At 62.7% G+C, this 12,361-nt stretch carries 10 protein-coding genes; 5 read left to right on the forward strand and 5 right to left on the reverse strand.

The annotated features are described in order from the left end of the window. The first annotated feature begins 104 nt into the window (after positions 1–104). The 5 genes from HXS65_RS06620 (at position 105) to HXS65_RS06640 (ending at position 4,785) form a co-directional block, all read left to right on the forward strand. Positions 105–647 carry an FxsA family protein gene (locus HXS65_RS06620; RefSeq protein ID WP_077375219.1) on the forward strand — a complete coding sequence of 181 codons (543 nt, stop codon included), beginning with the start codon at positions 105–107 and terminating at the stop codon, positions 645–647. A gap of 481 nt (positions 648–1,128) precedes the next feature. Next, positions 1,129–1,422 carry a co-chaperone GroES gene (locus tag HXS65_RS06625; RefSeq protein WP_043331438.1) on the forward strand — a complete coding sequence of 98 codons (294 nt, stop codon included), beginning with the start codon at positions 1,129–1,131 and terminating at the stop codon, positions 1,420–1,422. A 56-nt stretch (positions 1,423–1,478) separates the two neighbouring features. Continuing rightward, positions 1,479–3,128, forward strand: a complete 1,650-nt coding sequence (gene groL / locus HXS65_RS06630) for a chaperonin GroEL (RefSeq protein WP_065392449.1) — start codon at positions 1,479–1,481, stop codon at positions 3,126–3,128. Between the two features lie 313 nt (positions 3,129–3,441). Next, on the forward strand, positions 3,442–4,251 hold the full coding sequence (locus HXS65_RS06635; RefSeq protein WP_084208010.1) for an RNA methyltransferase: 810 nt from the start codon (positions 3,442–3,444) through the stop codon (positions 4,249–4,251). A 324-nt stretch (positions 4,252–4,575) separates the two neighbouring features. Then, complete coding sequence (locus HXS65_RS06640) at positions 4,576–4,785, forward strand: hypothetical protein (protein WP_077375227.1); 210 nt, start codon at positions 4,576–4,578, stop codon at positions 4,783–4,785. A 254-nt stretch (positions 4,786–5,039) separates the two neighbouring features. Here the strand turns inward: HXS65_RS06640 and rpsA are convergent, their stop codons facing one another. The 5 genes from rpsA to serC form a co-directional block, all read right to left on the reverse strand. Then, on the reverse strand, positions 5,040–6,719 hold the full coding sequence (rpsA, locus tag HXS65_RS06645; protein ID WP_077375230.1) for a 30S ribosomal protein S1: 1,680 nt from the start codon (positions 6,717–6,719) through the stop codon (positions 5,040–5,042). A 334-nt stretch (positions 6,720–7,053) separates the two neighbouring features. Continuing rightward, positions 7,054–7,773 (reverse strand): (d)CMP kinase, encoded by a 720-nt coding sequence (gene cmk / locus HXS65_RS06650; RefSeq protein WP_084208009.1) that lies wholly within the window; start codon positions 7,771–7,773, stop codon positions 7,054–7,056. Beyond that, positions 7,770–10,019, reverse strand: coding sequence for a bifunctional prephenate dehydrogenase/3-phosphoshikimate 1-carboxyvinyltransferase (locus tag HXS65_RS06655; protein ID WP_176493589.1), 2,250 nt, complete (start codon positions 10,017–10,019; stop codon positions 7,770–7,772). Before HXS65_RS06655 ends, cmk begins: the two co-directional genes overlap by 4 nt. A 38-nt stretch (positions 10,020–10,057) precedes the next feature. Continuing rightward, positions 10,058–11,197, reverse strand: a complete 1,140-nt coding sequence (gene pheA, locus HXS65_RS06660; RefSeq protein WP_371861094.1) for a prephenate dehydratase — start codon at positions 11,195–11,197, stop codon at positions 10,058–10,060. A gap of 12 nt (positions 11,198–11,209) precedes the next feature. Further along, on the reverse strand, positions 11,210–12,304 hold the full coding sequence (serC, locus tag HXS65_RS06665; protein ID WP_077375238.1) for a 3-phosphoserine/phosphohydroxythreonine transaminase: 1,095 nt from the start codon (positions 12,302–12,304) through the stop codon (positions 11,210–11,212). Positions 12,305–12,361 lie beyond the last annotated feature (57 nt).

Consider the following 12,361-nt stretch of genomic DNA (forward strand, 5'->3'; position numbering starts at 1 on the left):
GGCATGAGCCTTTCATGACATCGATTCGACTGTTCCCCATCCTGCTGCTGGTTTACCCTTGACGCATTGGTGCAAGCTGCCATTTACCGGATTCGGGAGAGACGATGCCCATACTGCTAGTGATTACCCTGTTCGGGTTATTGGATTTCGTGGTGCTGTTCAGTCTTGGCAGCCAGATAGGGCTGTTGCCGACGCTGGCACTGGTACTGATCACCGGCGCCGTGGGCCTGCATCTGATTCGACGCGAAGGTCGCGCGACATTGATGCGTGCTCAGGAGCGCCTGCAACGTGGCGAGATGCCCTCCGGTGAACTGATGGAAGGCGCGGCGCTGATCTTCGGTGGCGCGCTGCTCATGGCACCGGGATTTCTCTCGGATGGCCTGGGGCTGCTCTGCCTGCTGCCGGCCTCGCGTGGACTGCTGACCCGAGGCCTGAGCGGCAACAACGTCATCGCACGCTTCTTCAAGGGTCGCTTCTCCGCACAGAGTCAGTCACGTCAGACGCACTCCGGCAACTGGCAGTCCACGGATCACGGCACTGCCCAGCAGGAGGAGCCACAGCGCGAATCAGGCCGCGCCAATAGCGGTGACAAGGGTGGGCAGCCGCTGGAAGGCGACTACATCAGCCGCGATGAGCCCCGTCTGTAGGCCAGCATCGCGTCTCGACAGGCAAAGAGCCCGACGAGCCCCCACTGCATGATGATGATCAAAGCCCGGTACGGGAGCCCATCTCCCCTGCCGGGCTTTTCGTTGCCATGCATGGCCGTGCTGTGCAACGCGCCTCATCGCTGACACCTAGTACCAATGGACGTCATTCACCGTCGGGCGTCCACATGCCAGAGGCGTATGGCTCAGATACACTCAACTGCTTGATTCAACTCACAGTAGTGCATCGGGATAGTCGGCACCTCAAGTGCGTGCCTTTCAGGCGACGCAGTTGATGACGAGATTTGAAATTTTTTTATGTTCGCCTACTTGAAAGCTGTCCTCTCGCCACCATAAAAGCGGTGCAATGGATAACGGCCTCGCCTCTGCGAGGCCCAACACTCGGTAGGCAACCCCATTGAACGCCAGACGTGCCGGCAAAGACCGGCAGATGGCGGGATTTACCATCAGGAGAACGTGAGCAATGAACATCCGTCCCTTGCACGATCGCGTCGTGGTCCGTCGCGTGGAAGAAGAACAGAAAACTGCAGGTGGCATCGTTCTGCCCGGCAGCGCTCAGGAAAAGCCGACGCGCGGTGAAATTCTTGCCGCCGGCAACGGCCGCATCCTCGAGAACGGTGAAGTTCGCCCGCTTGACGTGAAAGTCGGCGACACCGTCATCTTCAAGGATGGCTACGGCGTCGAGAAGCAGAAGATCGACGGCGAAGAAGTGCTGATCATGAGCGAGAGCGACATCCTCGCCGTGGTGGAAGGCTGATTTCCAGCGTTTCCGGTTTAAATGCTACGACTTACTGATTAAAGGTAGAGATAACAATGGCTGCAAAAGACGTTCGTTTCTCCGATGATGCTCGCAAGCGCATGGCGCGTGGTGTCAATGTCCTGGCGGATGCCGTCAAGACTACCCTCGGCCCGAAAGGCCGCAACGTGGTGCTGGAAAAATCCTTCGGCGCACCGACCGTGACCAAGGACGGTGTGTCCGTCGCCAAGGAAATCGAGCTGAAGGATCGCTTCGAGAACATGGGCGCCCAGATGGTCAAGGAAGTCGCTTCCAAGACTTCCGACGTCGCGGGTGACGGCACCACCACCGCCACCGTGCTGGCTCAGTCCATCGTCAATGAAGGCCTGAAGGGCGTGACCGCCGGCATGAACCCGATGGACCTGAAGCGCGGCATCGACAAGGCCGTCATCGAAGCCGTCAAGGCCGTGCGTGAGCTGTCCGTGCCGTGCACCGACACCAAGGCCATCGCCCAGGTCGGTACCATCTCCGCCAATGGCGACTCTCGCATCGGCGAGATCATCGCGGAAGCGATGGAGAAAGTCGGCAAGGAAGGCGTCATCACCGTCGATGAAGGCCGTGGCTTCGAAGACGAGCTGGAAGTCGTCGAAGGCATGCAGTTCGACCGTGGCTACCTGTCTCCGTACTTCGTCACCAACCAGGACACCATGGCGGTCGAGCTCGAAGACCCGTACATCCTGCTGGTCGACAAGAAGATCTCCAACATCCGCGAACTGCTGCCGGTGCTGGAAGGCGTCGCCAAGTCCGGCAAGCCGCTGGCGATCGTCGCCGAAGACATCGAAGGTGAAGCGCTGGCGACTCTGGTCGTCAACACCATGCGCGGTATCGTCAAGGTCGCGGCCGTCAAGGCGCCGGGCTTCGGTGATCGTCGCAAGGCCATGCTGCAGGACATCGCTGTCCTGACCGGCGGCACCGTGATTTCCGAAGAAGTCGGCCTCAACCTCGAGCAGGCTAACCTGGACCACCTGGGCACCGCCAAGCGCGTGACCATGTCCAAGGAAAACACCACCATCATCGATGGCGCCGGCAACGAAGGCGACATCGAAGCTCGTGTCTCCCAGATCCGCGCGCAGATCGAGGAAACCTCCTCTGACTACGACCGCGAGAAGCTGCAGGAGCGTGTCGCCAAGCTGGCCGGCGGTGTTGCCGTCATCCGCGTCGGTGCTGCTACCGAAGTCGAAATGAAAGAGAAGAAGGCTCGCGTCGAAGACGCCCTGCACTCCACTCGTGCAGCCGTCGAGGAAGGTGTCGTGCCTGGCGGTGGTACCGCCCTGGTTCGCGTCCTCAACCAGCTGACCGAGCTGAAAGGCGACAACGAAGACCAGACTCACGGTATCGCCATCGCGCTGCGCGCCATGGAAGCGCCGCTGCGTCAGATCGTCACCAACGCTGGCGAAGAAGCCTCCGTCGTGCTGAACAACGTCAAGGCAGGTGAAGGCAACTACGGTTACAACGCCTCCACCGGTGTCTACGGCGACATGTTCGAGATGGGCGTGCTGGACCCGGCCAAGGTGACGCGCTCTGCCCTGCAGTCCGCAGCCTCCATCGGCGGCCTGATGATCACCACCGAATGCATGATCGCCGAAGACCCGGAAGACAAGGCAGCTGCCGGCGGCGGCGACATGGGTGGCATGGGCGGAATGGGTGGCATGGGCGGCATGATGTAAGCCAGCCTCACCCCACGACTCACCCGTCATGACCCGAACCGCTCCTGCGCAAGCAGGGGCGGTTTTTTCATGCCTGACATTCACGCTCCCCGCCGTGACATGCCTCGCTTGCACGGCGCAGGCCGCTACCTGACTCCTCTCGCCCGTCACGCTACACTAGGCGCCACTTTTTTGCGGCGACCTGAGACATTGCCTCTTCGTGATGACAGTGCATGACGCTGGCAGTGCACGAGGCTGGCAGCGCATTGACGCCCACGATCAATGACGACAACCGCTTAGGCCGCGCGCCTCGCTTGCCCAGGATCTTCTTCTCATGACTGATACCTCCAGCTCTGCCTCGAGCCCTGCCACCCTCGACAATGTGCGTGTCGTGCTGGTGCAGACCTTCCATCCCGGCAATATCGGCGCTACCGCTCGCGCCATCCTGACCATGGGCATCAAGGACCTGGTGCTGGTCAACCCGCGCTGCTTCCCCGATGAGGAAGCCACGCGCATGGCCAGCGGCGCCGCGGAGCTTCTGGAAAACGCCCGCGTGGTCGAGCGTCTCGAAGACGCCGTCAATGACTGCCAGCTGGTCATCGGTGCCAGTGCCCGCCTGCGCAGTCTGCCGCTGCCTCACTTCGATGAGCCGAGCGAGATGGCCGCGCGCGTCATCGATACCGCCCAGGATGGCAAGGTGGCGCTGGTGTTCGGCCGTGAACGCTTCGGGCTGACCAACGAGGAGATCGGCTGCTGCACGCACCAGGTGTCCATCCCCACCAACCCCGACTACGGCATCCTCAATGTCTCCCAGGCCGTACAGGTACTCGCCCACGAGTGTCGCAGCGCCTGGCGTCGCACCCTGGAGCCGACCAGCGAGGCTCCGGTCGCGCGTCGTGAGGATGACCAGCTGCCGACCCGCGAGCAGCTCGGCCACTTCCACGAGCACCTCGGCCGTGCCCTGCGCGGTTCCGGCTTCCTCAATCAACCGCACTCACAGACCGAAGAGCGCTTGCGTGCACTGTTTGCCCGCGCTGAACCGACCCGCCGTGAGCTGTCCATCCTGCGCGGCATGCTGGCCAACCTGGAACGCCAGACCGCCGCCGCTGAAGCCACCAAGCCCGATCAGAGCGAGAACGACTAGACCACGCAGGGCTGGGCGGGGATGGACCAATCAAGAGACGATGGGGCCGGCAACGACTGGTACTTGGTCTGCTGGCCCGCCCCGCCAATTCCACAGGCAGACTGTCAGCTCGACGTCATCGTCCTGACATGGATCAAGGCGCACGCTTGAACATCGTTCAGACTGTAGTGGTCACGACGATGACTCGCGACGGAAGGTGGCAGGGTCACGCAGACCCCGCCGCCCCTGTCGCCACCTCAGGCAAAGACTCCCGATGAGCGCGCGACAGCTCGCCACGAGAGGCGTCACGCCTGACCCTTGCAATGATGTTCATTGAAGCCCACCATGACTCAGACAGCCTCTCTCAGCCCTCAGCAACTGGCCCGCGACATCCAGCAACTGGAAAAGCGCCTGCATCAGATCGATCCGACGGAGCAGCCGGCACAGTACCGCAGCCTCTACTGCACCATCTCCCTGCGCCAGATGCAGCTTCTCGCCCAGAACAGTCAGCGTGTGGACTCCGGGCATTCTCTCGCCAGCGGAATCAACCGGTAACGTCCGCACAGCGAGGACAGGGTGCACAGGCACGATCTCTGCACTTTCCAGACACGATCTCCGCACTTCCCGGACACGCTCTCTGGACACAAAAAAACCGCCACCCCGAAGGGTGGCGGTTTTTTTCGTTCCTGCGCATGACATGCGTCGTGTGCAGGATACCGATTCGGAGACGCTGAGGTGGCAACCAGAGGCATGTCACCTCAGCGTGGATCCGGACATCCCGCCTCACGAGGAGGCGGAATGTCTCGGGATCACTCCTGACCCAGCTGCTGCTTGATCAGGTCACCGATGGTCGTCGGGCCGTTGCTCTCGACTTCCTGGGTACGCGGCTTGGCAGCATCGCGACGCGGTGCTTCCACCTGGTCCTTGGACTTGACGGACAGGTTGATCAGGCGGCTCTTGCGATCCACACCGACGATCTTGGCTTCGACAGCATCGCCGACGCTCAGGACGTTGCGTGCGTCTTCGACACGATCAGCGCTGATTTCAGACGCCTTCAGGATGGCGATGACGTCAGTGGCCAGCTCGACCTGAACTTCCTTGGCGTCGATGTCGACAACACGACCGGACACGATGGCGCCCTTGTCGTTGACGGCCAGGTATTCAGAGACCGGATCGCTCTCGAGCTGCTTGATGCCCAGAGAGATGCGCTCACGTTCCGGATCGATGGACAGGATGACCGCTTCAGCTTCTTCACCCTTCTTGTAACGACGCACGGCTTCTTCGCCAGCTTCGTTCCAGGAGATGTCAGACAGGTGAACCAGGCCGTCGATGCCGCCTTCCAGACCGATGAAGATACCGAAGTCAGTGATTGACTTGATGGTACCGGAGACACGGTCGCCCTTGTTGTGCTTGCCGCTGAAGTCTTCCCACGGGTTGGTGGTGCACTGCTTGATACCCAGGGAGATACGACGACGCTCTTCGTCGATGTCCAGAATCATCACTTCCACGTCATCGCCGACATTGACGACCTTGGACGGGTGGATGTTCTTGTTGGTCCAATCCATTTCGGACACGTGGACCAGACCTTCGACGCCCTCTTCCAGCTCGGCGAAGCAGCCGTAGTCGGTGAGGTTGGTGACGCGTGCGTTGATCTTGGCGCCTTCCGGGTAGCGAGCCTTGATGTTGACCCACGGATCTTCACCCAGCTGCTTGAGACCCAGAGACACACGGTTGCGCTCGCGGTCGAACTTCAGCACCTTGACGTTGATCTCGTCGCCGACAGCAACGATCTCGGACGGATGCTTGATGCGCTTCCAGGCCATGTCGGTGATGTGCAGCAGGCCGTCAACGCCGCCGAGGTCGACGAAGGCGCCGTAGTCGGTCAGGTTCTTGACGATACCCTGAATCTGCTGACCTTCCTGCAGAGTGGCCAGGAGGGCTTCACGCTCAGCGCTGTTCTCGGCTTCGAGGACGGCACGACGAGACACGACAACGTTGTTGCGCTTGGCGTCGAGCTTGATGACCTTGAAGTCCAGTTCCTTGTTCTCGAGGTGGGCGGTGTCGCGCACAGGGCGGACATCGACCAGAGAACCCGGCAGGAAGGCACGGATGGTGTTGATGTCGACGGTAAAGCCACCTTTGACCTTGCCGTTGATCACGCCCTTGACGATCTCGTCCTTCTCGAAGGCGGCTTCCAGCTCTTTCCACGCTTCGGCACGCTTGGCCTTCTCGCGGGACAGGCGGGTCTCACCGAAGCCATCTTCGACGGCTTCCAGCGCGACCATGACTTCGTCGCCGATGCTGATGGACAGCTGGCCACTTTCGTCACGGAACTGTTCAGACGGAATCTGACCTTCAGATTTCAGACCGGCATTGACAGTGATCCAGTCGCCATCGATATCGACGATGGTAGCGGACACGATTGCGCCCGGCTCCATGTTGATGTCCTGGAGTGACTGTTCAAATAAATCAGCAAAGCTCTCGCTCATGGTATTCCTACATGATCAACGTTTGGGGCGGCTTGCACCGCAGTCTCCGTACCACCAGCAAGCACGGGCCATATCTACATATCCCCGGGGGCGTTGACGCTGGTTCGAGATACACCGGCTTTCCGCTTGCCGCCGATGCACCCCATGACACCTGGCCGGGGGGTTGATGACACCGCAGTGTCATCTGGGTCGTGCCTTGTCCTGCGTCTCCGCTCGCAGAGCGAGCGAAGCCTGCCACTGCCCGGCCCGAAGGCCTTGATGCAGCAGCAGGCTATCAATCGATTGTCCTGACACAACAGGTACGCTTGCCGATGAAGGCCACGGACATGCCGTTTCAGCGTTCCGCCACCAGGCCATACTCGACCAGCAGCTGCTGGATGCGCTCGACCACCTGCTCGATGTCGAGATCCGTCGTATCGAGGATCACGCCATCATCTGCCGGCTTGAGCGGGGCGACTGCCCGGCCCATGTCGCGTGCATCGCGCGCCTGTATTTCTGTCAAAAGGCTCGAAATATTAGCATCCACACCCGCTTCCTGCAACTGGGCATGACGTCTGCGCGCACGTTCCTCGGCCGAGGCGGTGAGGAAGATCTTGAGCGGCGCCTCGGTGAAGACCACCGTGCCCATGTCGCGACCGTCGGCCACCAGGCCCGGCGCACGCGCGAAGGCACGCTGACGTGCCAGCAGTGCGGTGCGCACGCGCGGCTGGGCCGCGATGATGGAGGCGTTGTTGCCGACCGTCTCGAGACGGATGTCACGCGTGACGTCTTCACCCTCGAGAATCACGCGAGTGGCATCCCCCTCGGCATCGAACTGGACATCGAGGTGCTCGGCGATGGTGGCCACCGCGGACTCGTCCTCTAAGGCCACACCGTGACGCTCGGCGGCCAGAGCCGTCAGGCGATACAGCGCACCGGAGTCCAGCAGGTGCCAGCCCAGGCTCGCCGCGACCAGACGGCTGATGGTGCCCTTGCCGGCCCCGCCGGGGCCATCGAGGGTCAGCACCGGCTCATCGCTCACCTGGCTGTGATGCGGAGTCGCTTCACCACTCATGACGCCTCCTGTCCGGGTGCCACGGCACCGAGGTTCTCGACCTGCATGCCGACTTCACTGGCCAGCGCCACGAAGTTCGGGAAGGAGGTCGCGACATTGGCACAATCATCGATCAGGATTTCGCCCTGCGCACGCAGCGCCGCCACGCTGAAGGCCATCGCGATACGGTGGTCACCGTGACTGTCGACCAGACCGCCACCGTAGGCACCGCCACGGATGTCGATACCGTCGGCGACGACTTCGTGCTCGACACCGATCTGCGCCAGACCGTCCGCCATCACCTGGATGCGGTCTGATTCCTTGACGCGCAGCTCCTCGGCGCCACGCAGGCGGGTCATGCCCTCGGCATTGGCCGCCGCGATGAACAGCGCCGGGAACTCGTCGATGGCCAGCGGGACCTGATCTTCCGGGATGTCGATCCCCTTGAGCGGCGCATAGCGGATGTGCAGGTCCGCCACCGGCTCACCGCCGACTTCACGCTCGTTGGAGATGCTCAGATCGGCACCCATCGCCTTGAGGATGTTGATCACGCCGATGCGCGTCGGGTTGATGCCGACGTGCTCCAGCACCAGATCGGCACCCGGCGTGATGGCCGCGGCGACCAGGAAGAAGGTCGCGGAGGAGATGTCGGCCGGCACGTCGATCGGGCAGGCCTCGAGGCTGCCACCACCGGTCAGCCATGCCTCGGCGCCCTGACGCTCGACCTTGTAGCCGAAGCCGTTGAGCATGCGCTCGGTGTGATCACGCGTCGGTGCCGGCTCGATGGCGCGGGTCTCGCCTTCGGCGTAGAGACCGGCCAGCAGCAGGCAGGACTTGACCTGAGCGGACGCCATCGGCATCTCGTAGCGGATCCCCTTGAGCGGCTGACCACCGTGGATACGCAGCGGCGGACGGCCATTCTCGGCGGTATCGATCACCGCGCCCATCTCGCGCAGCGGGTTGGCGACGCGGTCCATCGGGCGCTTGGTCAGCGAGGCATCACCGGTCAGCTCGGTATCGAAGGCCTGACCGGCCAGCAGGCCGGCAAACAGACGCATCGCGGTGCCGGAGTTGCCGACATACAGCGGGCCCGGCGGCTGCTTCAGGCCGTTGAGGCCCACGCCATGAATGGTCACACGACCCTGATGCGGGCCTTCGATGACCACGCCCATGTCGCGGAAGGCCTGCAGCGTGGCCAGGCTGTCTTCACCCTCGAGGAAGCCCTCGACCTCGGTCACGCCGTTCGCCAGCGCGCCCAGCATGATGGAGCGATGTGACATGGACTTGTCACCCGGCACACGAATGCGCCCCTGAACCTGCCCACCCGGCAGTGCACGGTACCGCACGTTCTGCTGTTCCATTGTCTGATAACTCGTCTGTTTCAATAGGGTATTGAAGTAGTGTCGAGCGTGGCTGGCGCGGGTGAATATCCCCAGCATCGCCTCGCCATCGCCCGCGGTCACGGCAGCACGCACTCGCGCTACCCCGGCCTCGAATTCATCCAGCGCCTCCAGCACCGCATCGCGGTTGGCCAGATAGACGTCACGCCACATCACCGGGTCACTGCCCGCGATGCGCGTAAAATCACGGAAACCGCCCGCCGCGTAGCGGAAGATCTCCAGGCGCTCATCCTGACGCGCCAGGCTGTCCACCAGCGAGAACGCCAGCAGATGCGGCAGATGGCTGGTGCGTGCCAAAACCTCGTCGTGGCGTGCCACGCTCATGTCCAGCAGCTGAGCACCACACACCGACCACATGGCGGCCACGCGTGCCACGGCCTCGGGGTCACTGTCCGGTTCCGGCGTCAGAATCACCTTGTGATCGCGATAGAGCTCGGGATTGGACGCCGCCACCCCGCTCTTCTCGGAACCGGCGATCGGATGCCCGAGCACCAGATTCGGCGGCATGTGACCGAACACGCCGATCGCCGCGTCGCGGATCGCCCCCTTGGTGCTGCCGACATCGGTGACCACCGCATCATCGTCCAGCAGCGGTGCGATCTCCGCCATCACGCCCTGCATCGCCATCACCGGCACGCACAGCACCACCAGCGAGGCGCCGGGCACCAGCCCAGCCAGCTGAGTACTGCCGCCATCGATCAGCTTCATGCGCTGACCGAGGCAGATCTCGTTGGAATCCCGATCACAGGCGAGAATCTCGCCGCGATGACCCGCCGCACGCAATGCGGCGGCAAGCGAGCCACCGATCAACCCCAGCCCGACCAGCAGGATACGCCGCTCGCCGGCCAGCCGCTCCGAGGACAGCATGTCCGCCGCCGCGCCAGTCACTACCTGTTCCGACTCGCTCACAGCACACCGACCGGGTAGGACCCGAGCACCTTGACGTCCGCCGCGCACTGACGCAGCTCTTCCAGCGTCTCCGTGATGAGCGGATCATCACGGTGGCCACGGAAGTCGATGAAGAAGACATAGTTCCAGGCACCCGAGCGCGACGGCCGCGTCTCGACACGGGTCAGATCGATCTGGTGGCGGTGGAACGGTGCCAGCAGGTCATGCAGCGCCCCCGGCTGGTTGCGCATCGCCACCACGATGGAGGTCTTGTCATCACCGGACGCCGGCACCGAGCTGTCGCCGATGATCAGGAAACGCGTGGAGTTGTCGGGGCTGTCCTCGATCTTCTCCTCGACCTTCTCCAGCTCATAGAGCTTGGCCGCCATGTCACCGGCAATCGCCGCACTGTGCCACTCGGTGCGCACCTGACGCGCGGCCTCGGCATTCGAGGACACCGCGATGCGCTCGGCGTGCGGGAAGTGGGCATCCAGCCACTTGCGGCACTGGGCCAGCGACTGGGCGTGGGAATAGATGCGCGAGATCTTCTCGCGACGCGTATTCGGGCCCACCAGCAGGTGATGGTGAATGCGCAGCACCACTTCGCCGGAGATCTTGAGCTGCGAGCCCATGAACGAATCCAGCGTGTGATTGATGACGCCCTCGGTGGAGTTTTCCACCGGCACCACGCCGTACTGCACCGCGCCGGCTTCCACTTCGCGGAACACCTCGTCAATGGCGGCCATCGGCTTGGTCACGGCGCTGTCACCGAAGTGCTTGAGCGCGGCCTGCTGGGTAAAGGTCCCTTCCGGGCCGAGATAGGCCAGACGAATCGGCTGCTCCAGCGCCAGACAGGCGGACATGATCTCGCGGAACAGCCGCGCCATCTCCTCGCCCTTCAGCGGGCCGGGGTTGTCGGCCATGATACGGCGCAACACCTGGGCTTCACGCTCAGGACGATAGAACTGCACCTGGCCATCCTCGCCCACGTCACCGGCCGCCATCTTGACCTCGGCCACCTGCTGCGCACAGCCCGCCCGCTCGCTGATCAGACGCAGCAGCTCGCTGTCGATGGTATCGATGCGCTGACGCAGCTCGTCCAGCGTGACCGCCTTGGCAGCCACCTGCGGCGCAGGATTCTGCTTGGAATCCGTCATCTCACCTCTCCCTTAGCCGTGACGACGCGCGAAGTCGCCCATGAAGTCCACCAGCGCAGTGACGGCAGCTTCCGGCACGGCGTTGTAGAGACTGGCACGCATGCCACCGACACTGCGGTGACCGGCCAGATTGAGCAGACCCGCCGCCTCGGACTCGGCAAGGAAGGTCTTGTCGAGACGATCATCGGCCAGCACGAACGGCACGTTCATGCGTGAACGGTTCTCGGTGACGATCGGATTGGAGTAGAAGTCGTTACCGTCGATGGCCGCATAAAGTGCCTGCGCCTTGCGATCATTGATCGCATTCATGGCATCGAGACCCCCGACCTCATCCTTCAGCCACTCGAACACCAGGCCTGAGAGATACCAGGCATAGGTCGGCGGGGTGTTGAACATGGAGCCCGCCTCGGCGGCCGTCTTCCAGTTCAGCATGGTCGGGCAGTCCTTGCGCGCACGCTCGAGCAGATCTTCACGCACGATGACCAGCGTCAGACCCGCCGGACCGATGTTCTTCTGGGCACCGGCATAGATGACACCGAAACGGCTGACATCCAGCGGCCCCGACAGGATGGAAGACGACATGTCACACACCAGCGGCACGCCATCCGCTGCCACCTCGGGAATGTAGTCGAACTCGAGGCCGCCGATGGTCTCGTTGGCGGTGTAATGCAGATAGCCCACATCACCCGAGAGCTGGATCGCATTCTGACGCGGCACGGCAATCAGGCCATTGCTCTCGCTGGAGGCGGCCACATGGCTGCCCACGGCCAGATGCTCGGCTTCCTTGATCGCCTTCTTGCCCCAGATACCGGTATACAGATAGTTGGCGCTGCCGCCCTCGCCCAGCAGGTTCAGAGGCACCCCCGCGAACTGGGTGGAAGCGCCGCCCTGCATGAACAGCACGCGATAGTGGGACGGAATGTCGAGCAGTTCGCGCAGATCCGCCTCGGCCTTCTCGGCGATGGCCACGAAGTCGTCGGAGCGATGACTCATCTCCATGACGGACAGTCCGCGGCCCTGATAATCCAGCATCTCGGCGCGTGCGCGTTCCAGGACAGCGGTCGGCAGTGCAGCAGGACCGGCGCAGAAATTGAACTTGCGTGTCATGTCGTCTTAATTCCCGAAAGTGAAGCGACCGCCCCGAAGGCGGTCGCAATCCAGCGT

The sequence above is a fragment of the Cobetia sp. 5-25-4-2 genome (genome assembly GCF_013374075.1).
Taxonomy (GTDB): Bacteria; Pseudomonadota; Gammaproteobacteria; order Pseudomonadales; family Halomonadaceae; genus Cobetia; species Cobetia marina.